This is a genomic window from Streptomyces sp. NPDC088915 (genome assembly GCF_044749825.1).
GTDB lineage: Bacteria > Actinomycetota > Actinomycetes > Streptomycetales > Streptomycetaceae > Streptomyces.
The window spans coordinates 286194-308315 of record NZ_JBIVIR010000009.1 but is presented as its reverse complement, the minus strand read 5'-3'; the positions used below and the strand labels follow the sequence as shown (position 1 = coordinate 308315).

General features: G+C 71.9%; 23 protein-coding genes and 1 pseudogene. 10 read left to right on the top strand and 14 right to left on the bottom strand.

Translation table 11 applies throughout. The annotated features are described in order from the left end of the window. The first annotated feature begins 133 nt into the window (after positions 1–133). Positions 134–295: a hypothetical protein gene (locus tag ACIP5O_RS18975; RefSeq protein WP_401294672.1), complete on the top strand. Its 162-nt coding sequence runs from the start codon at positions 134–136 to the stop codon at positions 293–295. 108 nt (positions 296–403) lie between these two features. Further along, positions 404–814 (top strand): PPOX class F420-dependent oxidoreductase, encoded by a 411-nt coding sequence (locus ACIP5O_RS18970; RefSeq protein WP_401294670.1) that lies wholly within the window; start codon positions 404–406, stop codon positions 812–814. 452 nt (positions 815–1266) lie between these two features. Here the strand turns inward: ACIP5O_RS18970 and ACIP5O_RS18965 are convergent, their stop codons facing one another. Then, the gene (locus ACIP5O_RS18965; protein WP_401294668.1) at positions 1267–2769 is read right to left on the bottom strand and encodes a hypothetical protein; all 1503 of its coding nucleotides are present in this window, start codon (positions 2767–2769) and stop codon (positions 1267–1269) included. A 968-nt stretch (positions 2770–3737) separates the two neighbouring features. Then, complete coding sequence (locus tag ACIP5O_RS18960; RefSeq protein ID WP_401294666.1) at positions 3738–4196, bottom strand: winged helix-turn-helix transcriptional regulator; 459 nt, start codon at positions 4194–4196, stop codon at positions 3738–3740. Between the two features lie 87 nt (positions 4197–4283). Here ACIP5O_RS18960 and ACIP5O_RS18955 point away from each other — a divergent pair, with 87 nt between their 5' ends. Then, a complete protein-coding gene (locus tag ACIP5O_RS18955) occupies positions 4284–5573 on the top strand; it encodes an MFS transporter (RefSeq protein WP_401294664.1) in 1290 nt (429 codons plus the stop codon). Between the two features lie 263 nt (positions 5574–5836). Here the strand turns inward: ACIP5O_RS18955 and ACIP5O_RS18950 are convergent, their stop codons facing one another. From ACIP5O_RS18950 to ACIP5O_RS18910, 9 genes and pseudogenes are all read right to left on the bottom strand, one after another. Then, positions 5837–6583 (bottom strand): phosphotransferase family protein, encoded by a 747-nt coding sequence (locus ACIP5O_RS18950; RefSeq protein ID WP_401294662.1) that lies wholly within the window; start codon positions 6581–6583, stop codon positions 5837–5839. 145 nt (positions 6584–6728) lie between these two features. Then, entirely contained in the window at positions 6729–6866 is a 138-nt protein-coding gene (locus tag ACIP5O_RS18945) for a hypothetical protein (RefSeq protein ID WP_401294660.1), read from the bottom strand. A 164-nt stretch (positions 6867–7030) separates the two neighbouring features. Next, a complete protein-coding gene (locus tag ACIP5O_RS18940; RefSeq protein WP_401294658.1) occupies positions 7031–7360 on the bottom strand; it encodes a deoxyxylulose-5-phosphate synthase in 330 nt (109 codons plus the stop codon). A 181-nt stretch (positions 7361–7541) separates the two neighbouring features. Beyond that, entirely contained in the window at positions 7542–8030 is a 489-nt protein-coding gene (locus ACIP5O_RS18935) for a hypothetical protein (RefSeq protein WP_401294657.1), read from the bottom strand. A 2-nt stretch (positions 8031–8032) separates the two neighbouring features. Next, positions 8033–8617 carry a matrixin family metalloprotease gene (locus ACIP5O_RS18930; RefSeq protein WP_401294655.1) on the bottom strand — a complete coding sequence of 195 codons (585 nt, stop codon included), beginning with the start codon at positions 8615–8617 and terminating at the stop codon, positions 8033–8035. A gap of 869 nt (positions 8618–9486) precedes the next feature. Continuing rightward, the gene (locus ACIP5O_RS18925; protein ID WP_401294653.1) at positions 9487–9858 is read right to left on the bottom strand and encodes a fic family toxin-antitoxin system, toxin component; all 372 of its coding nucleotides are present in this window, start codon (positions 9856–9858) and stop codon (positions 9487–9489) included. 6 nt (positions 9859–9864) lie between these two features. After that, a complete protein-coding gene (locus ACIP5O_RS18920; RefSeq protein WP_401294651.1) occupies positions 9865–10086 on the bottom strand; it encodes a hypothetical protein in 222 nt (73 codons plus the stop codon). A 120-nt stretch (positions 10087–10206) separates the two neighbouring features. After that, positions 10207–10557 (bottom strand): annotated as a pseudogene (locus tag ACIP5O_RS18915) (hypothetical protein); the annotation flags it as partial. A gap of 88 nt (positions 10558–10645) precedes the next feature. Continuing rightward, on the bottom strand, positions 10646–11515 hold the full coding sequence (locus ACIP5O_RS18910; RefSeq protein ID WP_401294649.1) for an alpha/beta fold hydrolase: 870 nt from the start codon (positions 11513–11515) through the stop codon (positions 10646–10648). Positions 11516–11911: 396 nt separating this feature from the next. Here ACIP5O_RS18910 and ACIP5O_RS18905 point away from each other — a divergent pair, with 396 nt between their 5' ends. Then, the gene (locus ACIP5O_RS18905; RefSeq protein ID WP_401294648.1) at positions 11912–12607 is read left to right on the top strand and encodes a nitroreductase; all 696 of its coding nucleotides are present in this window, start codon (positions 11912–11914) and stop codon (positions 12605–12607) included. A 59-nt stretch (positions 12608–12666) separates the two neighbouring features. On the opposite strand, the gene ACIP5O_RS18900 is transcribed toward ACIP5O_RS18905, so the two are convergent. Continuing rightward, entirely contained in the window at positions 12667–13452 is a 786-nt protein-coding gene (locus ACIP5O_RS18900; RefSeq protein WP_401294646.1) for a hypothetical protein, read from the bottom strand. Between the two features lie 9 nt (positions 13453–13461). On the opposite strand from ACIP5O_RS18900, the gene ACIP5O_RS18895 reads away from it, so the two are divergent. The 4 genes from ACIP5O_RS18895 to ACIP5O_RS18880 all read left to right on the top strand — a co-directional run bounded on the left by ACIP5O_RS18895 (position 13462) and on the right by ACIP5O_RS18880 (position 18390). Next, positions 13462–13785, top strand: coding sequence for a hypothetical protein (locus ACIP5O_RS18895; RefSeq protein ID WP_401294644.1), 324 nt, complete (start codon positions 13462–13464; stop codon positions 13783–13785). 100 nt (positions 13786–13885) lie between these two features. After that, on the top strand, positions 13886–15586 hold the full coding sequence (locus tag ACIP5O_RS18890) for an alpha-glucosidase (protein ID WP_401294642.1): 1701 nt from the start codon (positions 13886–13888) through the stop codon (positions 15584–15586). A gap of 60 nt (positions 15587–15646) precedes the next feature. Further along, a complete protein-coding gene (locus tag ACIP5O_RS18885) occupies positions 15647–16645 on the top strand; it encodes a TIGR03885 family FMN-dependent LLM class oxidoreductase (protein ID WP_401294640.1) in 999 nt (332 codons plus the stop codon). After that, positions 16642–18390, top strand: a complete 1749-nt coding sequence (locus tag ACIP5O_RS18880) for an alpha-amylase family protein (RefSeq protein ID WP_401294638.1) — start codon at positions 16642–16644, stop codon at positions 18388–18390. Before ACIP5O_RS18885 ends, ACIP5O_RS18880 begins: the two co-directional genes overlap by 4 nt. A 64-nt stretch (positions 18391–18454) precedes the next feature. On the opposite strand, the gene ACIP5O_RS18875 is transcribed toward ACIP5O_RS18880, so the two are convergent. Continuing rightward, positions 18455–19183, bottom strand: coding sequence for a TetR/AcrR family transcriptional regulator (locus ACIP5O_RS18875; protein WP_401294636.1), 729 nt, complete (start codon positions 19181–19183; stop codon positions 18455–18457). 145 nt (positions 19184–19328) lie between these two features. On the opposite strand from ACIP5O_RS18875, the gene ACIP5O_RS18870 reads away from it, so the two are divergent. After that, entirely contained in the window at positions 19329–20552 is a 1224-nt protein-coding gene (locus ACIP5O_RS18870; protein ID WP_401294634.1) for a saccharopine dehydrogenase family protein, read from the top strand. Between the two features lie 57 nt (positions 20553–20609). Here ACIP5O_RS18870 and ACIP5O_RS18865 read toward each other — a convergent pair whose 3' ends face one another. Continuing rightward, positions 20610–21332, bottom strand: a complete 723-nt coding sequence (locus ACIP5O_RS18865) for a VOC family protein (protein WP_401294632.1) — start codon at positions 21330–21332, stop codon at positions 20610–20612. Between the two features lie 193 nt (positions 21333–21525). Between ACIP5O_RS18865 and ACIP5O_RS18860 the strand changes: the two genes are divergently transcribed. Further along, complete coding sequence (locus ACIP5O_RS18860) at positions 21526–22062, top strand: hypothetical protein (protein ID WP_401294630.1); 537 nt, start codon at positions 21526–21528, stop codon at positions 22060–22062. The last annotated feature ends 60 nt before the right edge of the window (positions 22063–22122 follow it).

The following is a 22122-nucleotide window of genomic DNA, read 5'->3' as shown; positions in this document are numbered from 1 at the left end:
GCCCGTTCCCGGCTCGCATGCGGGAACGGGCCACCAGTGCCGCGTACGGGAATCCCGCGTGCCGCGGATCAGCTGTTCCGCGGCACGCGTCTCCCCTGCCGACAGCTTCGAGCCGGCCCTACCCGCCCGGGCGGTGGAGACCTTCACCCTGGTAGTGACCGGGGTGACCGCCAACGTGCTACCTCACGGCGGCAACCGTTTCACCGTGCGACGGAGCACCGGCGTCGACACGGTGAGCATCGCCATGAGCGATCCCGGCCCGGCACCCCGCGCGGACGGGTTCGTCATGAGGTGAGCCCGGGTCCCGCGGTTCGCGATCTTGGTCGGCGGGGGTGTCCGGCGTGCGTGTCGGCACGGGGTATCCCGGTCGACACCGCCTGACGGCCTGGTTAGGGTCGCGGGCGTGACGATCAAGTGGAACGATGGCGCCCGCAGGCTTCTTGACGATGTGAACCCCGCGGTGCTGGCCACCGTGAACCCCGACGGCAGCCCGCAGACCTCGGTGGTCTGGGTCGCCCGGGACGGCGATGAGCTGCTGCTCTCTTCGGCCGCCGGCCGCCGAAAGGTCACCAATATGGAGCGCGACCCGCGGATCAGCCTGACGGTCTACGACCGGGCCGACCCGCTGCGATACCTGGAGGTACGCGGTACCGCGACGGTGGCCGAGGACGTGGGCCGGAAGCTGGCCGTCGCGTTGGCCGAGCAGTACGAGGGGCCCGGCGCGGGCGAGGAGTACCTGGAACTGCCGCCGGAGGTGGTACGGGTGGTCGTCAGGATCACCCCGCAGCGGCTGGTCGGCACCTTCACCGACTGATTGGTCGTTTTGATCGCTTCAAAGCGGGCCGAGCTCGCGATCTCGCGCCTGACGATCTCGGTCGGCAGGCTGCGCGGGTGGGTGCTGATCCTGTTCCGGACGACCTGTGGGAGCGCATGGCTCTGTTGCCGCCGCTCCTTCCCGAGTGCCGTCGTCGCTGCCCCGGGCGCCATCGTCGGCCGGCACGGTACCGCGCCGGCCGTCACTCTCAGCGGCGGCAACCGCCCATGGATCCGGGCTCGGCAAGCGGACTGCCCCGGCCGGGCCGGAACGCGTTCCACGGACCGCGCATCTCCCAGGTCGTCACGCGGGCAGAAGTGTGCTCGTCGCGGGTGCAGACCTGGTGGCGAGAGGTGCTGTGCTCGTCCGTCCAGGCCGACGGTTCGCTCTGCCCATGCCCTGTAGTCGTCGCGACAGCCGGGCAACGGCCGGCCACGACGACGTGCCGGGTGTCAGCGTCGGGCCGCCGTCGGCGGGGTGGGGACGTCGTTCAGGCAGCGGTCGAGAAGTGCGTGCATGCGGGGGACGGGGAGGGACGGGTTGGCCGCGGCGCCCTCTGCGGTGCAGGGATCGGCGAGGAGGGCCTCCAGGGCCTGTGGTGTCAGGCTCGGGTTGGCGGCAGCCGCCCGGCGTACCGCCTCGTCGGGGTCTTCCACCGGTGGGTCGGACAGGGCGGGATCGGCTGCGGCCAGGGCGCGCAGCTGTGGGTCCGCATGGCCGATGAGGTGGCTCGTGCCGGTACGGGGGAACGCGGGCAGGGTCAGCAGGTGCGGACGGTGGGCCGGGCGGGTGACGAAGACGTCCAGGAGGAGGCGTGGCGGAGCCAGGGGGTGGTGGCAGGCCAACCGGATCCGTACCTCCTCGTCGTCGTCCTGCGCGAGTTCCGCGACGAGTTCCGCGGGCAGGCCGGGCCAGCTTGCCGCGACCCGACGGAGCACGGGTTCCCCGGACGCGGCGCAGGCGGCGAACCAGCCGGGGGACGGAGGGGTCGCCGGCGCGGTGATCGGGCACTCGCAGTCCGGGCCGTGATCGATGACCCTGTCGATCATGTCGTACTCGGCCCAGGTGCGGGAGAAGGGGTGGAGGCGTGCGCGCATCCGTACGTCCGCGTCCGGGTCCTGCCTCAGCTCCGCGACCAGGTCCGCCCCCAGGTCGGGGCGGGTGGCGACCGACGCGCGGACCTCGGCCCGGGGGTGGCGGGCGAGCCGGGCGACAGCGTGGGCCGGGGCGTGGCGGTTCCGGGCCAGGGGGTACACCATGTCGTCCCTGAAGCACTGCTCGACGAGCGCCGGGGACAGGGCGCACCTGCCGAACACGAAAGGCTTGCCCCGCGACGCGTAGGACGGCAGTCGGGCCTCTACTTGTTCCGGATCCAGCACCCAGACGCTGTTCTGCGCCGCTTCGCGGACCGCGGGGTCCGGATCGTCGAGCAACTCCGCCCGCTGCGCCGGGGTGAGCGACTCCCAGCTCCAGGTGGCCCGCATCCGGAGTTCGGGGTGTTCGCGGCCGGCCAGGGAATGGCGGAAGGACAGCGGGATCTGCCGGGACGATTCGAGCACGCCGATGATGTCGTCCGCGGTGACTCTGTTGTCCTCTCCCCCGTCCTGTGCGGTCAGCAGGGTCACGAGGACGTCGTCCGGCAGCGGTCGGACCCGTCGGAGGTGGCGACGGGGGCCTTCGGCGAGACGTGCGCGGACGAGTCCCGACGGATCCGTCGCCAGGAGGGCGAGCCGTGCCGGGTCGACGTGCCGGTTGCGGGCGAGCGCGCCGCGGACGGTTCCGACCGGATGGCGCAGGGCCGCATCGATGACGGCGTCGGGCAGGTCACGACCCTCGCACATCAGCAGGCCGACCTCACCGGCCGCCCGGTCCACCAGGCGTATCAGTACGTCGGAGGGCGCCGCCGGATTGAAGGCGAGGCCGCGCAGCCACAGCGCGTGCAGAGAATCGGACATCGCGTCATCCTGCCACCTCACCTCACCTCACTAACCGGACCGCCCGGCGAGGGCCTTGTTCATCATGGGCACGCTCACTGTGCCGGAGACGTCGAAGGCACCGAAGTCGGTGTCGGTGTCGGGTGGGCAGGCCGTCTGTCACCCGCAGCGCGTGAAGCGGGAGCGGTGTCACCGGCTCCGGCGTGATACTGCGTACGCGGCGTCACGAACGAGAGTCAGCAGCCGGTGGGCCGGTTCGGCGTCTTCGTCGCGGACCGTGAACAGGGCGATTCCGGTGACGAGCCGAACCATGTCGTCGCGGTCAGGTCGGAGCGCGCGGTGCCATGGCGTTGTGCCCGGGTGAGCAGACCGGCCGCCGCGTTCGGGATCGGTTGACGGCAGTCCAGGTCCGGTGCACCGGGCTCGTTGACCATCAGCGCGCTGCCTGTCCCGTGGTTTGCGCGGGCATGGGCCAGGGCGTCGTCGGCGGAATCCGTGGTGCCGAAGTTTCTCCGCGTGCTCGCACAGGGCCTGAATGCAGTCCTGAGGACTGCGGTCAGCAGGACCCGGCGGTTCGGGAAGTGCCGGTACGGGGTTCCCGGGCCCACGCCGGCGCGCCGTGCGCCTCGCCTTCTGAGCGGCGTGATCGCGTCCGGAGTGGACGGCTTTCCCGTACCGGCCCGTAGCAGGGCGGAGGGTCGGTCGGGCAAGGGCCGGAGCGCGGCCAAGGGCTCCGGCGCCCTGTGCGGATCGCGCGTCCGTCGAGCACGACGGCTTGTGAGCCGTCTCGGGAGGAACCTGGAGAGGCGGCAAAGAAGAGCGCCCGGACATGCGGCCAGCGCAGTGGCGTGCCAATCGGCCCGGGGCGCGCAGGCGTGTCGCCGCGGCCGACTCCATCACCACCGCCTCCTCGCCACCGCCTCCTCATCAACGGGTGCGTGGGCAGCGCGGGATGTCCGTGAGGTCCGGAGGCGTCGAGGGTCTGCTTTCTAGCGGGTCCTCTGTACGTGGGTGGTGTCGGCGTCGAGGCGGTTGCCGTCGGCGCCGGTCGGCACGAGTTCCGGGACAGGGGTGCCGTGCTCGTCGACGAGGGTGGAGTGGGTCTCGCCGGGGGCGAAGGCGTGCCGTTCTCCCCACTGTCGCAGGGTGAGGATGACGGGGAAGAGGGCGCGGCCGGCGCCGGTGAGCACGTACTCCTGGCGGCGGCCCGAGGGTGCGGTGCGCTGGGTGAGGAGCCCGTGAGCGGTCAGCTTGCGCAGGCGGTCGGTGAGGATGTTGCGGGCGATGCCGGTCCGTCGCTGGAACTCGGTGAACGATCGCGCCCCGTCCATCGCGTCGCGGACGACGAGAAGGCTCCACCTGTCGCCGACGAGGTCGAGCGTGCGGGCGACGGGGCAGTCGGGGTCGGTCCAGTCGAGGTCCGGGGCGTGCGTGGTGGTGCGTGACATGGGACCTTCCGATGAGTTGCGGATTGAAACCATCATGCCGTACGGTCAAATTGGTTGCAATCTGCTACTGATTGGGGTTGGGGTGCGATGGGCGCAGGGCGGCGGTTGCTGCTCGCGGTGGTGTGCGGTGTCGCTGTGGCGGGGATCTACGCCGCGCAGCCGGTGCTGGAGCCGATGGGACGCGATCTCGGTGTGTCCGCGGAACTCGCGGGGTGGATCGTCGCGATCGGCCAGTTCGGCTATCTGGCGGGGCTGTTGCTGCTGGTGCCGCTCGGCGATGTGGTCGACAGGCGACGGCTCGTCGCCGTGCACCTGGTGATCGTCGCGGTGGGCATGATCCTGACGGCCACGGCATCGGCCGCATGGGTGGCGTTCGTGGGGCTCGCGGTGGCCGGAGCGTTCGCGGTCGTGGTGCAGACCGCGGTGGCCTACGCCGCGTCGGTCTCGCCGCCTGCCGAACGCGGCCGGAGCATCGGTGTCGTGACCTCGGGCGTCGTGGTCGGCATCCTGGGCGCGCGGGTCGTCACCGGGGCGCTCGCCGAGGTGTGGGGCTGGCGGAGCGTCTACGCCGTGCTCGCGGTGCTGTCGCTCGGGCTCGCGGCCCTTGTCCTCGTCGTCCTGCCGTCGGAGGAGCGCTGCGACCCGTCGGCGGGGTACCGGCAGGTCGTCGTCTCGGTCGGCGGCCTGTTCGGGCAGCGGATCCTTCTGACCCGCGGGCTCATCGCGTTCTTCTTGTTCGCGTCGTTCGGGACGTTGTGGAGCGGGTTGTCCCTGCCGTTGGCGGACGCGCCGTGGCAGCTGAGCGAGAGCCGGATCGGGCTGTTCGGCATCGCCGGGCTCGCCGGTGCGCTCGGCGCGGCACGCGCGGGACGGTGGGCGGATGCGGGGCGGGCGGTTCCGGTCACCGGGCTCGCGCTCACCCTGCTGATCCTCTCGTGGGCAGCGATCGCACAGCTGCCGTGGTCGCTGTGGCTCCTCGTCGTCGGAATCGTGCTCCTCGACTTCGCCGTCCAGGCCGTGCACGTGAGCAACCAGCACCTGCTCACCGCCGTCCGTCCGGATCGCGTCAGCAGCGTCATCGGCGGCTACATGGTCTTCTACGCGCTCGGCTCCGCCCTCGGCGCAGCCGCAACCACTGCCCTCGTCACCGCCCACGGCTGGACGGGCTCCAGTCTGCTCGGGGCCGGGTTCGCCGCCTGTGCGCTGGCCGTCTGGGCGATCGACAGGCTGCTGCCCCGCGGCAGCGCGCGCCTCCCGTCCGGGGAAGCGGGCACGCACCAGGCGCGGAAGAGAACAGAAGGCGCCGACCGGGTTTCCTGCCGCACATCGTCGACTCCAGGAAGCCCTGTCCCGCAACGGCAACGGCAACGGGACTGAGTCGACGATATTTACCGGGATCCATATCCGCCTCGGGGCCCAGGACGCCCCTCCATCGGCGCTTCTGTCCCACCACGATCGCGCGAGATCACCGGCCGGCTGAAGGGGCGAGCCGATCGAGAGGAGGAAGACGACCACTGCCAGGCATTGCCCGGCGCGGCGCCTGGCACGGCTCCGGCCTGGACGGGTGGTCGTCGGAGGGGACGGGACGCGGCCCGCTCGACGCGTCAGAACGCATACGGCGCAGCCGGGCCCGCGTAGCCTCACATTCGGGCCCTCAGGACATCGACCTCGCAGCCCGGTGCGAAGGGGTCGAAGCCGTGCTCGATCAGCCAGCGAACTGCCAGCAGGCTCCGCAACGACCACCACGCGTGGATCACGTCGAGGTCGATGTCGGCGCCGTAGCCGGCGAGCACGTCGTCGAGGTGCTCCTCGTGTCCGAGCGTGAAGGTGGCGAGGTCGTACAGGGCGTCGCCCTGGCCCGCCTCGGACCAGTCGATGATGCCCGTCACCTCGCCGCCGTCGACGAAGACGTGCGCGATCTGCAGGTCGCCGTGCGTGAACGCCGGAGTCCACGGCCGGAGCGCGGCCCCGGCGACTTGGCGGTTACGGGTGACCAGGTCGGCGGGCAGGAGACCGTTCCTCACGAGCGTCTCGCACTCGTCGTCGAGTTCCGCCGCCAGCGCGACGACGCTCCGGCCGGCCCGACCGGGCCAGGGCGGCAGCGGCGCGTCGTGCAGCTTCCGGACGGCGGCGCCCGCCGCGGTCCACGCCGCCGACGGCCCGGTCGACGGTCCGCCGAGGCGCCCGAGCGTCGTCCCCGGGAGCGCGGCGATCGCGAGCACGGGCGGCTTGCGCCACAGGACCTCCGGGGTCGGGACCGGTGCGAGGGACATCGCCTCGACCTCGACGTCGATACGCGCCTGATCGGCGTCCACCTTCAGGAACACGTCACCGACGCGCAGGGTCGCGCGCTCGGAATGGGCGACGACGACCTCGACCTCATCCATGGGCGCCCAGTATTCCGGAGGTGATCGCCGGCACCACCGGATTTATCGCCTGTGCTTACGCGGTCGATCGCTTCCCGTTGTCCGACAGCCTCGTGCGCGAAACTGCCCCTTGGACAGGTCACGTCCGCTACCGCGGACCGAACGGTCACTTCGCATCAGAGCCGTTGTCCACGAGGTAGCGGATCGTGCCTGGCATCGCCTGGTGGCAGTACGTCTCCGGCTGCCCGTCCCGCCCGCGCACCCACCCCGGCAGCACGGGCAGCAACGGCTGGACCACCTCCACCCGGCCCGGTCTGCTCAGGGCAGTCCCGCCGGCACTCCTCCGCGTGATCGCCGCGCAGTCCTCGAAATCGAGGCGGCAGCAGCCACTGAGATCATCGCGACCGGTCGCATCGAGCCGACGTGTCAGATGACCGGGCAGGCGTGGCTGTTCCGTTGCGCCAAGGGTTACGGAAGCTCTTGGCGCACCAGTGCGCGCGCGAACGGTTCACCGGTCTTTCGCGCGTATGCCATGCGCTCGCGCACCTCGCTGAGCGTGCGTGGACGATAGCCAGGGCCGCCGCAGCAGCTCTTGTGGAAGCGGACACCGGCATTCAGAAGTACCGACAGGGTCCGCCAGGCAGCGGTGTCGCGCCGCCGTGGCGTTGCGAAGGCGGAACCCACGTGGATCAACGGCTCGGCGCAGCGGGGACAGAGCCGGTCGTGGTCACCGAGGTAGGGCTGCTTGTAGGAGGCCCGGCAGGGCAGGCAGACATAGGAGGTCTTCGCATGGGCCATGCGGGCCAGAGTACGGCCCGTCCGGGACGGACTCGACCGGGTTTCCGTGCCCTTCGGCAAGGTTGGAGGGGCAGACCCCGTTCGCCGAACAGAGAGGTCCGTTCGGTGCCGGGGGAACCAGTCGACGTGGCGGGAAGCCGCGGCTCGAACGGGCAGCCGATGAGATCGGTGACCGCCCCGGCTACTGCGTCCGGACAGGCAGGAGTTCCGCCGCCTGCTTCCACGCCGTCAGCTGCTCGTCGTTCACCGGTTTCATCGGTCCCTTGAAGAGCTGCGCGTGACCGCCTTTCACGGTGGCGTCGTCCCACGCGCGGGTCGCGAACACGTACGTTTCGCCGTCCGTGAGCCGGGGCCTTGGTTCCTCCTCCGGCGCGTAGGTGACGCGTACCGTGCCGCGTACGTTCCCGCGCAGGACCGAGATCACCTCGACGCGGTAGATGTCCGAGGTCCAGCTCTGCAGATCACGCTGTCCCTCGAACGCCGTCACGCGCCCGGTGAAGACGTTCTCGGTGTGGGGTGCGGTGCTCGCCGGGCTGGTGGCGTCGTAACCGCGCAGGACCTCGCCCGGCGAGACCCGCTGTTCATGGTGCTGGTAGCCGAACCAGCTGCCCGTCGCCACCACCGCTGCGGTCATCGCGCCCGTGGCCAGGGCCATCATCCCCTTGTTCATGATCATCCCCAGAGCGCGTGGTACGCGGTGACGTCGTTCGAGGTCGGGCCGTTGATCCTTCTCGTCGCGATGTTGTCGTAGTCCTCCCACATCACCGAGGGGTACTCGAAGGCCTTGTGGCAGAACCCGAGCGCGTGGCCCAGTTCGTGGACGGCGACCCGCCGGCGGTGCTCGTCGCTGCCGAGGGCCTTGCGGTCGTCGAGGTAGGCCCGGTTCATCCACAGGTGGTCGGTGCCGGTGTTCGGGTCCCACTTGCCGTAGACGAGGTGCCAGTCCGCCGCAGTGCTGTTGGCGTCGCGCCACTCCAGATCGGCGTAGCTCGTCGCCCCGTCGGGCCCGATCCCCACCTGCCTGAGCGTGCCCGCCGTCCAGACCTTGACCGCGTGATTGCGCGCGTCGTCGAACTTCGACGCGTCGTCCCACGCGAGTTCGTCACCGTCCACGGAAGAGCGCCCCCGCGAGTCCGGCCGACCGTCGACACAGGTGTGCGGCTTGGCGGCTGCCGGGGTTGCGTGGACCGGGGCCGGGAGCGCCAGCAGGACGACGGCTGCCGAGGCGGCCGCAAGGGCCGTGGAACCGATCCTCATAGTCACGAGAAGATAGCGTTCCGTAACGATTCCGTGCGGTCTTCCCTGTGTGGTTCATCCTCTGGTGAGAAAAGCGTCTGTATCCACCACCGGGAGATCTGCGCGCGCGGCTCGGCCCGGTTCCTCTGTTGTTCGGTGCGCCGCAGTGGCGATGATCCGGGTTCGCGGGCACAGGACAGTGGGGACCAGGGCCATGGTTGTCCCCTGTCGAGGGCAAGCCGCGCAACCCCGGCAGGCTTCCGGTCGCATACATGCCATTCAGTGAACCGTTGGTACATGCCGAACGGCCCGCACCATCACCCAGTGGTGCGAGCCGTTCGGCAACCCAAGAGCCGGCCGGAAGGGGAAAGACCGGCAGGCTCTACCTATCCAGAGCGACCCCATGCGCTCATCCCCCGCATGCCCCCGAATCCACCCCCTACACACCCCGGTCGCCCCGGATGATCAGACCGGCGCCCGGCTCGGGATCGGTCGGCGCGGCGGTCCGCCTTGTACCGGGCCACGGGGCGAGTCGTACAGCCTCGGGACCCTCCCCGTCCCTGGCGGTGATCGAGGCGCCGGGCACTGGTGCCGTACGGATCGCGAGGCCCGGGGGCGCGGCCGCGTCCCGTGCTCTTCCCGGTGCCGGTCGACCGCCGGAGGGCGCGCCGCGACCCGGTCCACCAGGTCTGCAGCAGGTCCTCGGCGCTGCTCCCCTGTTCTGGCACAACCACCCCTGGCGCATGCGAGGTCGAGGGCACGGAGTCACTGGATCGAGGGACCCCATGGAGCCGGGCCCGGTGGCCGGCCCAAGGACGTCGTCCCTGACGGCGCGGAGCGTACGGACCGTTCCCGGTGGTCTTCCTGTGCGGGAGTGCCGTCGCCGTTGGTCAGCGGGACCATTCCCGTAGGACGGCGGCGACCTGCCGGACATCCATGCGGGCTTCCGCCACCTGCTCGACGAGGTCGATGGCCTCCTCCGCCGTGACGCTGACCGGCTGCCCGCAGGCGTGGAGGTAGGCGGCGGCCACGACGACGCCGTACAGCTCGTTGGAGTGCTCCAGGGCCGGGACGCGGACGAGCTGCTCCAAGAGCGCGGCCGCGCGGTGGTGCGGCTGCTCGTAGACGGGGATGTCCATCACGCGGAAGACGTGGCGTGCGCGGGCCGCTTCGAGTGCTCCCCAGTCGAAGATCTCCGGGTCGCCGGGGATCTCCTGCTGGGCGAGGTCGAGGAGCCAGGACAGGTCGATCTGGAGGAACACGCGGGCTCAGGCTGCGTCGGCGTCGGCGGGGCGGCCGAAGCGCTTGGCGAAGGCCTGGCCGTGCTGGTCGATGAAGGAGCGGGCGCCTTCGACGAACCGGGCGCGGGTCAGATCGGCGTCCAGCACGCTGCCCGCGTAGTGCTCGGCGGGCACGTGCTTCTCCGCCGCGACGCGCTCCAGAGCCTCGTACGCCTCGTCGCTGATCTCGATGCGGATTTCCCGTGCCATGGCCCCACGGTAGCGGCTGCCGGTCGAGTACGGCAGGGGAAGGGCGTCGTCGGCTCTCGGACACGGGTGAGGGAGCCGCCCCGTACCGGGGTGGCTCCCTCCTCGCGCGCGGTGGGGGGCTCAGCCCTGGGGCACCGCCACGTGCGCCTCCATGGGCGTGGTGGTCGGCGTGTAGCGGGAGGCGGCGGACGCGGTCGGGATCAGGTCCTTGTGGATCGCCTTGGACACGGCCTGGATCGTGGTCACGCCGTAGTTCATCGTGCTGTTGCCGTCGGTGAGCACGGAGACGGTGTAGTCGTGGCCGGCGCCCTTGAACGTGCCGATGCTGTGCACGCGCCAGCCGCGGGTGGCGCGCTGCAGCCAGCCGTTCTTGACGTGCACGGACACCGAGGAGGGGGCGCCGGCCGGGGTGCCCCACCGCTGCGAGGTGACGACGCCGCCCATGAGCTTGAGGACGTACGCCCGGGCGTCCCCGGGTGGGCGCGACCTCTCGCGCCCGGCTCTCGTGGCGCCCGGAGCCGGGGCCCCGGGCGGGAAAGCCGCTCGGTCGGTGGTCGGTCTACGAGGCGCCGTCGAGGACCTGGCGCAGCCGGTGCGCGAACTCGTCCGGCTTCCCCGGGTATCCGAACTCCCCGTCGCAGAAACCGGCGTGGTGGCTCGGGAAGACGGTCACCCCCTGTCCGAGCAGTGCGGCGGTCGCGGCGGAGGTGCGTCCGGTCTGCACGTCCCGGGACTCCTCGCCCACGGCGACCACGATGCGGGTCGGCGCGGCGGCGAGCGCGTCGGCATCCGGCCGGTAGTCGCTGACCGCCCACGACCGGTCGGACAGCAGCGGGTCGTCACGTGAGCCGTCGTCCTGCGCGGGCATGCCGAACGCGGCGGGATCGGGCTCCGGCCGGGCGAAGTACGCCTCGGTGAACTCTCCCTCCCACGAGGTCATGGCCACGAACACGGCCATCCCGGCCCCCCATCCCCGCTTCTCGTAGGCCTCCCGAACCCCGGCCCGCGCCCGCACGGCCGCCGGGCCGTCCGGCGTGAGGGTGATGAGCGGCGGCTCGTGCGCGACCAGGGTGGTCACGTCCGTGGGGTACTTCGCCACGACCGCGAGCGCGGTGACCGCTCCGCCACTGCTGGCGAACATCTCCACCGGCCCGGCTCCGAGGGCCTCGACGACGGCGTGCACGTCGTCGGCCTGGGTCTGCGGCGTGTGGTCGGTCCGCCCGTCCTTGCGGGTGCTGCGGCCGAGCCCGCGCGGATCGTAGGTGACCACGGTCCGCTCGGGGAAGCGCGCGGCGAGCGCGGCGAAGCCCGTGGCGTCCATGGGCTGCCCGATCATGAACAAGGGCGGACGTCCGTCCGTGGTCGGCAGCGGCCCCCGGACGTCATAGACGAGGTCCGCGCCGGCTGTCCTGAGCGTGTGAGTCTCCATACCCGTGCAGACCGGCCCCGCCGTGGAAACTCATCGGCGCGGCGGGCGTCGTTTCGCGACGGGGCCGCGCACCGCCTCGGATGGAGCGACGACCTGCCTTTCATCGCGGGCAGCGATCCGGACGCGGTGTACGGGCTCCAGTACAAGGCCCCCGGCCCGCGGCGTTCCGCACGTCCCGCCGTGGGGGGGTGCGTGTCACCGGCGCCGGGGCGGACGGCGTGCCGGGTTCCGGGCCCCTCCCTCAGCAGGCACCGCGTCGGAGACGTCGTACCCCTTGTTAGTCCTGGGGCAGGACCGTGCCCAGGGCACTCTCGACGGTGCGCCAGCCGCTCGGAGCGGGACCACCCCCGGATAGGGTGCGGTCCCGGAACGAGACCACCGTGCGGAGGCGTCCCCTTGAACCCGACCAGCACCGGTACCGACCTGTACGAGGCGTTGAGCCGGATCCTCGCCGAGCGGTTCACCTGCCGCCAGTTCCTGCCCGATCCCGTCCCCCGGGCGACCGTCGAGCGGCTCCTGCGGCTGGCCCAGCGCACCCCCTCCTGGTGCAACACCCAGCCCTGGCGGCTGCACATCACCGAAGGCGCCGCGACCGAGCGGCTGCGCGCCGAGCTGTCGGCCCACGTCCGGAGCCACCCGGACTCGCCCGACTTCCCGTTCCCCGTCCGGTACACCGGCGTCCACCGGCAGCGCCGGCGCGCGTGCGGACTCCAGCTCTACGGCAGCCTCGGCATCGCCAAGGGCGACCAGGAGGGGACCCTGCGGCAGATGCTGCGCAACTTCGAGCTGTTCGACGCGCCGCACGTCGCGATCGTCACCACCGAGGCCGACCTCGGTGTCTACGGTGCCGTCGACTGCGGCCTCTACATCGACACCTTCCTGCTCGCCGCCCACAGCCTCGGCCTGGCCGCGGCGCCCCAGGCCGCCCTCGCCGCCTACTCGGGGTTCCTCCGCGCGCACTTCGGCATCCCGGACCACCGGCGCGTGGTGGCGGGCATCTCCTTCGGATATCCCGACTCCGACCACCCGGTCAACGCCTTCCGTACCGATCGCGAGGAGCCGGAGAACGCCGTCACCTGGTACGCCTCCTGAGGCCGTTCACGTCCCCGGCGGCGGACTCGGCCGGGGCGCGGGCGGCCGGACGGCGTGTTTCAGGAGTCCCGTCCACAGGCGGGCCCGGCCGGTGTGGTCGAGGGCTTCGTGGGCGGCGAGCAGGCCGCCGGTGACCGCGCCGAGGAAGCCGCCGGCGAGGCGGTCCTGGCCCGAGAGGTACAGGCCCCGGATCCCGGTACGCGGACGCAGCCAGTCCGCGAGGCCGGGACGGCGGCCGTCACCGAAGACGGCGACGTCCTTGGCGAATCCGTAGAGGCTGCCGCCGGGCCGGCGGGTGAAGTGCTCGATGGTGAGGGGGTGCCGAGTTCGTGGTGGGCCACCCGGCCCCTGGTGCGCGGCAGGTGGCGGTGGAGCTGTCCGAGGAGTTCCGCCGTGAGGGCCGTGAGGTCGGCCTTCAGGGCGAGGTAGGCCGGGTCCCGGTGGCGCGGGCCGGAGCCGTGGAAGGGTGCGAACAGCTCCGGGTGCACGTAGGCGAGGGTCTCGCCGGTCGACCGGCCGGGGTGCCGCGCGGTCCGGGTCGGGTCCTTGGCGCAGGAGAAGGAGAGGAAGAGGCCGCTGGTGCGTCCGCCGGACCCGTCGAAGAAGGCGTCGCAGTCGCCGTCGGTGACCATCGGGTTGTGCCGGGGAAGGCCCAGTTCCTCCGGGTCGCCGTCGAGGCCGACGAAGAGCACCACGAACGGGAACCCGCGCCGCATGCCCTCCAGCCGGTCCGTGCCGGCGGCCGGCGGGCCGGGCAGCAGGGTGCGGTGGATGTGGTGGGCCCCCGCCGGGCTGATCACCACCGGGGCACGGACGCGGGTGTCGTCCGTGACCGGGCGATGCACGACCGGGGCGTGACCGGGACCGCGACGGTCTCCCGCTGGATCCGTAGCTCCGATCCGTTCGCCGGTGTCGACGACAGGGTGACCGCGGTGGACGTCACCCTGCCCGGCGGTACGACCACGCGTCCGGAGCTCGGTGGGAAACGGGCCCCGCGGCTCGGCGGCGAGGTGGAGGTGACCCGCGATCCCCGGGGGATCCAGCCCTCGCGCCTCGGCCCGCGCCCCGGGGAGCCCGACGGCCTGCGCACCGCCGCGCGCGTCGTCCTCGTCCTCCTCGTCGGCGCCTCGCTCGTCGGTTCCTTCCTGTCGGCGGAGCCCGTGAGCGAGAGATTCTGAGGGCGCCACTCCGCCGGCGCGCCGGTCGCGCGGTTCAGCCGCCGTACGCGGGAGAGGAAACCCATGGCCCCTGCCCCTTGACGCCCGGAGGAGACCGCCGATGACGCCCGGCACCGTGACAGGGAAGGACGACGCGTGGTGGAAGTCCGCGGTCGTCTACCAGATCTATCCCCGCAGCTTCGCCGACTCCGACGGCGACGGCATCGGTGACCTGGACGGCATCACCGGCCGCCTGGACCACCTCGTGGAGCTCGGCGTGGACGTGCTGTGGCTGTCCCCCGTCTATCCGTCGCCGCAGGACGACAACGGCTACGACATCAGCGACTACCAGGACGTCGACCCCGTCTTCGGCGATCTGGCGGCCTTCGACCGCCTCCTCGCGGCGGTGCACGAGCGCGGCATGAAGCTGATCATGGACCTGGTCGTCAACCACACCTCCGACGAACACCCCTGGTTCCGGGAGTCGCGCGACCCCGGCAGTCCCAAGCGCGACTGGTACTGGTGGCGGCCGCCGCGCGACGGCCGCGAGCCCAACAACTGGGGCTCGTTCTTCTCCGGTCCGGCGTGGGCGCACGATCCCGCGAGCGACGCGTACTACCTCCATCTGTTCTCGCCGAAGCAGCCCGACCTCAACTGGGAGAACCCCGAGGTGCGCGAGGCCGTGTACGCGATGATGCGGTGGTGGCTGGAGCGGGGCGTGGACGGCTTCCGGATGGACGTCGTCAACCTCGTCTCGAAGGATCCGGCGCTGCCCGACGGGGAGCTGCGCGGTGACGGCCCGTACGGCGACGGGTCGCCCTCCTACGTCTGCGGCCCGCGCATCCACGAGTACCTCCGGGAGATGCACCGGGAGGTCATGGCCCGGTACCCCGGTCGGCTGCTGACCGTCGGGGAGATGCCCGGCGTGACCGTCGAACAGGCCCGGCTGTTCACCGATCCGCGCCGCGCCGAGCTCGACATGGTGTTCCAGTTCGAGCACGTCGGGCTCGACCACGGCGCCCACAAGTTCGATCCGCGACCGCTGCGGCTGACCGATCTGAAGGCGTCCCTGGGCCGCTGGCAGGCCGGGCTCGCGGACGTCGGCTGGAACAGTCTGTACTGGAACAACCACGACCAGCCCCGCGTCGTCTCCCGGTTCGGCGACGACGGCCCCCTCCACCGCACGCGGTCCGCGACCATGCTGGCCACGGTGCTGCACCTGCACCGGGGCACCCCCTACGTCTACCAGGGGGAGGAACTGGGCATGGCCAACGCGCCCCTGCGCACCATTGAGGACTTCCGGGACATCGAGTCCCTCAACCACTACGCGCAGGCGCTGCGCGCGGGAGCGGAGCCCGAGGAGGTCCTGCCCGGCCTCCGGGCGATGGGCCGGGACAACGCCCGTACGCCCATGCAGTGGGACGCCTCCCCGCAGGCCGGCTTCACCACGGGCACCCCCTGGCTCCCGGTCAACCCGGACCACACCGAGGTCAACGCCGCCGCGGCCCGCGCGAACCCGGATTCCGTCTACCACCACTACCGGCGGCTCATCGCCCTGCGGCACGAGGAACCGGCCGTCGTGCACGGCGACTTCACCATGCTGCTGCCCGACGACGAGCGCGTGTACGCCTTCACCCGCCACCACGAGGGGACCACGCTGCTCGTCGTCGGCAACTTCACCGGCGCCACCGTGGCCGTGGACCTCCCCGACGGCTGGGAGGACGCCGAACTCGTCCTGGGCAACGGGCCGTCCGTACCGGCGGAGCACGGGCGCACGGTCCTCGCGCCCTGGGAGGCGAGGGTGCACCGGCGGGTCGGATGAGGCGTCGTCATCTCGCGGGGTGTGCCGCCTGATCCCCGCGCCCCGGGGTACACGCGGCCCATGACCGTCTACGGATTCCACGCCTCGCACGAACAGGTGCCCCCCGCCGACCTCCTGGCCGCGGCCGTCCGCGCGGAGGAGGCCGGTTTCGGCGCCGCCATGTGCTCGGACCACTTCTCGCCCTGGAGCGTCCGGCAGGGCGAGTCCGGGTTCGCGTGGTCCTGGCTCGGCTCCGCCCTCCAGGCCACCGACCGCATCCCCTTCGGCGTCGTCAACGCGCCCGGGCAGCGCTACCACCCCGCGATCGTCGCCCAGGCCGTCGGCACCCTCGCCGCCATGTACCCGGGCCGCTTCTGGGCGGCCCTGGGCAGCGGCGAGGCGTCCAACGAGCACGTCACCGGCGACCGCTGGCCGCGCAAGGACGTGCGCAACGCGCGGCTGCGCGAGTGCGTCGACGTCATCCGGGCGCTGCTGCGCGGCGAGGAGGTGAGCCACGACGGCCTGGTGACCGTGGACCGGGCGCGTCTGTGGACCCTTCCCGAGACCGTGCCGCCGCTGCTCGGCGCCGCGTGCAGCGAGGCCACCGCGGGCTGGTGTGCCGAGTGGGCCGACGGGCTCATCACCGTCAACGCCCCGCACGAGCGCCTGCGCCGGATCGTGGACGCCTACCGCTCCGCCGGGGGCGCGGGCCGGCTGCACCTCCAGGTTCACCTCAGCTGGGACCCCGACCCGGACACCGCGCTCGCCGTCGCGCACGACCAGTGGCGCACCAACGTGCACGGCCCGCCGGTGAGCTGGGACCTGGACACGGCCGAGCTGTTCGACCGGGTCAGCGAACACGTCACGCCGGAGCGGGTCGCGGAGGCGGTCAACGTCTCGTCGGACCTCGGACAGCACGCGGCCTGGCTCCAGGAGTACGCCGACCTCGGCTTCGACACGATCATGCTGCACCACGTCGGCCGCGAACAGAGCGCGTTCGTCGACGCGTTCGGCGCCAAGGTGCTGCCCCGGCTCGACGCGACCCCGGCCGGGCCCGTGCGTGCGGAGGACGCCCGATGAGACTGACCCGGACCTCCGACCTGTGGTGGAAGAACGCGGTCGTGTACTGCCTGGACGTCGAGACGTACCAGGACGGCGACGGGGACGGCATCGGCGACTTCGCGGGCCTGACCCAGCGGATCGACCACCTCGTGCGCCTCGGCGTCACCTGCGTGTGGCTGATGCCGTTCTATCCGACCCGGGAACGGGACGACGGCTACGACATCACCGACTTCTACGGCGTCGACCCGCGCCTCGGCACCCTCGGGGACTTCACCGAGTTCGTGCGGACCGCCCGCGACCGGGGCATCCGGGTCATCGCCGACCTGGTGGTCAACCACACCTCCGACCAGCACCCGTGGTTCAAGGAATCCCGCTCCAGCCGTACGTCCGCCCGCCGCGACTGGTACGTCTGGTGCGACGAGCCGCCCGAGGACGGGCCGGAGGGCGTCGTCTTCCCCGACGCCGAGAAGAGCCTGTGGGAGTACGACGAGAAGACCGAGCAGTACTACCTGCACCGCTTCTACCGGCAGCAGCCCGACCTCAACGTGGCCCATCCCGCCGTGCGCGACGAGATAGCCCGCATCATGGGCTTCTGGACGCAGCTCGGGCTCTCCGGCTTCCGCGTCGACGCGGTCCCCTTCCTGCTGGAGACCGACGGCCAGGAGGACGCGGGTCAGTTGCCCGATCCGCACGACTACCTGGCCGACCTGCGGGCCTTCCTCGGGCGCCGCAACGGGGAGGCGGTCCTGCTCGGCGAGGTCAACCTGCCCTATCCCGAGACCATGGAGTTCTTCGGCGGCCCGGAGTCCGAGCGGGGCGACGAGCTGACCATGTGCTTCGACTTCATCGGCATGCAGAAGATGTACCTGTCCTTCGCCCGCGGGGAGGCCGGACCGCTGGCGGCGGCCCTGCGCGAGCGCCCGGAGGCGCCGCGCGACGGGCACTGGGCGACCTTCGTCCGCAACCACGACGAGCTGACGCTCGACAAGCTGGACGACGACGAGCGCGCCGAGGTGTTCGCGGCCTTCGGCCCGGAGAAGGACATGCAGCTGTACGGCAGGGGCCTGCGCCGCAGGCTGCCCCCGATGGTCGGCGGCGACCGCCGCCGCGTGGAGCTGGCCTACAGCCTGCTGTTCACCCTGCCCGGCACGCCCGTGCTGTTCTACGGCGAGGAGATCGGGATGGGCGAGAACCTCGCCGCCGAGGGGCGGCAGGCCGTCCGCACCCCCATGCAGTGGACGGCGGACCGGAGTGCCGGGTTCTCCACCGCGCCGAGCGGTGACTTCCCCAATCCGATGGCCGAGGGCGCGTACGGGCCGGAGCGGGTGAACGTGCACGACCAGGCGCACGACCCGGACTCGCTCCTCACCCGTGTCCGGACGCTGATCGAGCGGTACCGCGAGGCCCCCGAGCTCGCCTGGGGCCGCACCGAGGTGCTCGACGCGGACGATCCGGGCGTACTGGCCCACCTCAGTTCCCTCCCCGAGGGAGCGGTCCTCGCCCTGCACAACTTCTCGTCCCGGCGGATCGACGCGGCCGTGACCGTACCGGGCCTGAAGGGCGGCCGTCCGCTCACCGACCTGTTCACCGGCGACACCGTCGAGGCGTCGGCGGGCGGTCGCGTCGACGTCGGCCTGGCGCCGTACGGCTACCGCTGGCTGCGGGTGGACACCCCGCTGGACGATCCGGAACGCGCGGCCGTCGTCCGTCAGGGGCGTCGCGAGGACACCTCCCCGTCGACCCCGTCCGCTCGCCGCCCGTAGGTTCCCGCGTCCTCTCGGCGGGCTTTTCGCGGGGCGAGGGGGCGCGGGGCGCGGGGCGCGTCGGTCACCCGTGCGGGGTCTCCTCGCCCCCGCCCCCTCCCCCGATCCGCGTCGCCACGTGGTCGAGGAGCATCTCCAGGACGGCCGGGTACGCGCTGTGGGGCATGCGCCGGGCCAGGAGGTGCGCCGTGGCGGCGATGTGGGGGTGGGTCTCGGCCGGCAGGAGGGCGTACGTGGACTGCCACATCTCCTCGTCCACCGCCCGCGCCTCGTCCGTCAGCGCGAGTGATCCCGCGTCCAGCGCGGCGAAGGCGAGGCTCTGGTCGATGAACGCGTGATAGGCGTGCACCGCGGCCGGATCGGACAGGCCCGCGCCGCGCAGGATGCCGAGGATCGTCTCGTCCACGGCGATCTCGCGCGGCCGGCCGGTGACCCGGCTGGCCGTGAGCACGGCGGCCTGCGGATGCGCCAGGTAGGAGGCGTGGACGGCAAGGCCCAGGGACCGCAGGTCGGTCCGCCAGTCCCCGGTCGGCCGCCACCCGGCGAGCGCCCGTCCCATCAGCTCGTCGCCGATCGCGCGGGTCAGGTCGTCCATGCCGGCGAAGTACCGGTAGAGGGTGCTGGGGTCCGCCCCCAGGGCCGCGCCGAGGCGCCGCGCGGTGAGCCCGCCGCTGCCGTGCTCCCGGAGCATCCGCAGCGCGGTGTCCACGATGATCCCCTCCGACAGGACCGTGCCGGTGCGGGTGGGGCGCCGCCTGCGCCGTTCCGCCTCGGGCACCACTTTCTTCGCCATGCTCCACCACCCCGGGACCGGGCCGCCGTGCCACCGGCACGACACGACACGCCCTCTTATGCCAACACGATTGACCTTAGTGTGTCGCGTCCCGTTGCATCGGGTCTGCCGGAGGCGTCCGCCTCCCGGACGGAAGGTGAATGACGTGCGAGTACTTCTCATCGGAGCGGGCGGCGTCGGTACCGCCATCACCCGCATCGCGGCCCGCAGGGAGTTCCTCACCCACATGGTGGTCGCCGACTACGACCCGGCCCGCGCCGAGGCCGCCGTCGCCTCCCTCGGCGGGCGGGGCGACCGGTTCAGCGCGCTGCGGCTCGACGCCTCGGACCGGGACGCGGTGAGCCGGGTCCTCACCGAGCAGAACTGCGACGTGCTCCTGAACGCGACAGACCCGCGGTTCGTGATGCCCCTCTTCCGGGCCGCCCTGGACGCCGGCGCGCACTACGTGGACATGGCGATGTCCCTGTCGGCGCCGCACCCGGAGCGTCCGTACGAGGAGTGCGGCGTCAAGCTCGGCGACGAGCAGTTCGAGCTGGCCGGGCAGTGGGAGGAGGCGGGCCGTCTGGCCCTGGTCGGCATGGGCGTGGAGCCCGGCCTCTCCGACGTCTTCGCCCGGTACGCCGCCGACGAGCTCTTCGACGAGATCGAGGAGGTCGGCGTCCGCGACGGCGCGAACCTCACCGTCGAGGGGTACGACTTCGCCCCGTCCTTCAGCATCTGGACGACGATCGAGGAGTGCCTCAACCCGCCCGTGATCTACGAGAAGGACCGCGGCTGGTTCACCAGCGCGCCCTTCAGCGAGCCCGAGGTCTTCGACTTCCCCGAGGGCATCGGCCCGGTGGAGTGCGTCAACGTCGAGCACGAGGAGGTGCTGCTGATCCCGCGCTGGGTGGAGGCGCGCCGCGTCACCTTCAAGTACGGGCTCGGCGACGACTTCATCGCCAAGCTGAAGACGCTCCACGAGCTGGGTCTGGACTCCACGGCCGAGGTCACGGTGCCCGGTGGGGACGGTCCCGTGCGCGTCTCCCCGCGCGACGTCGTCGCCGCCTGCCTGCCCGACCCGGCGACCCTGGGCGACCGGATGACCGGCAAGACCTGCGCCGGCACCTGGGTGAAGGGCACGAAGGACGGCGCGCCGCGGGAGGTGTACCTCTACCACGTGGTCGACAACCAGTGGTCGATGCGGGAGTACGGTTCCCAGGCCGTCGTCTGGCAGACCGCGATCAACCCTGTCGTCGCCCTGGAACTCCTCTCCACCGGCGCCTGGAACGCCACCGGCGTCCTCGGCCCCGAGGCCCTCCCGCCCCGTCCCTTCCTCGACCTCCTCACGGAGTACGGCTCCCCGTGGGGGCTGCGCGACGGCTCGTGAGGACCGTCGCCGGGTGAGCCGCCGCGTACGGCCGTACGGCAGTACGCGGCGGCTGCGCTACCGGGACGTGCGGACGGAGAACTCGTTGCCGTCGGGATCGAGCATCATCACCCGGTCGCCGTCCCCCTCACCGGCTTCGGCGCGCGTCGCGCCGAGGGCTACGAGGCGGTCGAGTTCCGCCTCCGCGTCGGCCCCGGCGGGGAGCGCCAGCTCGAAGTACAGCCTGTTCGGGCCGGTCTTCGGCGCCACCGGAGGACCGCCCCAGGTGATCTTCGTGCCGCCGTCCGGGGACTGGATCGCGGTCTCCTCGTCCTGGTCCCAGACCAGCGGCCACCGCAGTGCCTCGCTCCAGAAGTACCCGACCGCCTGAGTGCCGTCGCAGGCCAGTGCCCCGATGGAGCCGGTGTCGGCGAGGAACTTGTTGCCCGCCTCGATGACGCAGAACTCGTTGCCGTCCGGATCGGCGAGCACCACGTGCTCCTCCTCCGGGAGCTGGCCCACGTCGAGGTGTTCCCCGCCGAGCTCCAGCGCCCTGGCCACCGTCCGCCGCTGCTGCTCCGGGGAGGCGCTCGTCAGGTCGAAGTGCGCCCGGTTCCGGCCGGACTCGGGCTCCGGGCCCGGCAGGAAGCGGATGCGGAACCCGGCGCCGTCGGGAGGCAGGATCGCGATGCCGTCGTCCGGACCGGCGGCCGGCTCCCAGCCCAGGAGCCCCGACCAGAACCGCGCCAGGTCGGCGGGCCGGGTCGCGCGGAAGCAGATCGCGAACAGATGGCTGGTCATACCTCGTACGTCTCCGATGCTCCGACGGCCGGTACGGCACCGTGCCTTGACCGCGAGCGGAGCCTAGGGGGCCGCACGGACTCGCGCATCCGAGTTTCCGGCGCGGGTGTCACGGCACCACCGCTCCCACCGCCCCGGAACTGATCGTTCTGTAGGGTCATCCGACACATCACATCGATCCAGGGGGAGATCCATGCTCAAGTCCTCGACGCCCGGCACGGTGGTCGTCGCCGTCGCGCTGGCCCTGCTCAGCGTTTCCTGCGGCGCGTCCGACACGAACGACAACGGCGCGCCGACCTCCGTGACCACGACGGCCCCGGCCGGTCAGGAGGCCGGCGACGCGTCGCCGACGACGGACGCGGGCGGGAGCGCCGCGCCGACCGGCACGCAGGACACGACCCCGCTTCCCGACACGACCTCGGTCGAGCGCGTGCGCGACGCCTTCGCCAGACTCCAGGCGACCCTGTACGACTCGTGCGGCGACCAGGGCAACTGTCCCTACTTCCTCGGGCGGGTCTACGACGAACTCCAGAGGATGGACCGGGCCATGAAGGGCGACGCGAAGGGGCCCGGGCACTTCCCCGAGCCGATCGCGCTGATCGGGAAGCTCAACGGGGCGCTCGACGGAGACCGTTCCTTCGAGAACCTGAAGAAGCACCAGAGCCTGCTGATCGGGACGCGGGACCAGATCAACACCTGGATGCAGGGCCACCCGGACGACTACCGCTGACGATCAGGAGGCCTCGGCCCCGGGGGCCGGGGCGTCGGTGTGCGGGACGAACGGATTCCG

What these genes read in the sequence shown, in the direction of transcription:
- ACIP5O_RS18965 (WP_401294668.1), bottom strand. Translation starts at nt 2,769, where the DNA reads ATGTCCGATTCTCTGCACGCGCTGTGGCTGCGCGGCCTCGCCTTCAAT.
- ACIP5O_RS18960 (WP_401294666.1), bottom strand. Translation starts at nt 4,196, where the DNA reads ATGTCACGCACCACCACGCACGCCCCGGACCTCGACTGGACCGACCCC.
- ACIP5O_RS18955 (WP_401294664.1), top strand. Translation starts at nt 4,284, where the DNA reads ATGGGCGCAGGGCGGCGGTTGCTGCTCGCGGTGGTGTGCGGTGTCGCT.
- ACIP5O_RS18950 (WP_401294662.1), bottom strand. Translation starts at nt 6,583, where the DNA reads ATGGATGAGGTCGAGGTCGTCGTCGCCCATTCCGAGCGCGCGACCCTG.
- ACIP5O_RS18940 (WP_401294658.1), bottom strand. Translation starts at nt 7,360, where the DNA reads ATGGCCCATGCGAAGACCTCCTATGTCTGCCTGCCCTGCCGGGCCTCC.
- ACIP5O_RS18935 (WP_401294657.1), bottom strand. Translation starts at nt 8,030, where the DNA reads ATGAACAAGGGGATGATGGCCCTGGCCACGGGCGCGATGACCGCAGCG.
- ACIP5O_RS18930 (WP_401294655.1), bottom strand. Translation starts at nt 8,617, where the DNA reads ATGAGGATCGGTTCCACGGCCCTTGCGGCCGCCTCGGCAGCCGTCGTC.
- ACIP5O_RS18920 (WP_401294651.1), bottom strand. Translation starts at nt 10,086, where the DNA reads ATGGCACGGGAAATCCGCATCGAGATCAGCGACGAGGCGTACGAGGCT.
- ACIP5O_RS18910 (WP_401294649.1), bottom strand. Translation starts at nt 11,515, where the DNA reads ATGGAGACTCACACGCTCAGGACAGCCGGCGCGGACCTCGTCTATGAC.
- ACIP5O_RS18890 (WP_401294642.1), top strand. Translation starts at nt 13,886, where the DNA reads ATGACGCCCGGCACCGTGACAGGGAAGGACGACGCGTGGTGGAAGTCC.
- ACIP5O_RS18885 (WP_401294640.1), top strand. Translation starts at nt 15,647, where the DNA reads ATGACCGTCTACGGATTCCACGCCTCGCACGAACAGGTGCCCCCCGCC.
- ACIP5O_RS18880 (WP_401294638.1), top strand. Translation starts at nt 16,642, where the DNA reads ATGAGACTGACCCGGACCTCCGACCTGTGGTGGAAGAACGCGGTCGTG.
- ACIP5O_RS18875 (WP_401294636.1), bottom strand. Translation starts at nt 19,183, where the DNA reads ATGGCGAAGAAAGTGGTGCCCGAGGCGGAACGGCGCAGGCGGCGCCCC.
- ACIP5O_RS18865 (WP_401294632.1), bottom strand. Translation starts at nt 21,332, where the DNA reads ATGACCAGCCATCTGTTCGCGATCTGCTTCCGCGCGACCCGGCCCGCC.
- ACIP5O_RS18860 (WP_401294630.1), top strand. Translation starts at nt 21,526, where the DNA reads ATGCTCAAGTCCTCGACGCCCGGCACGGTGGTCGTCGCCGTCGCGCTG.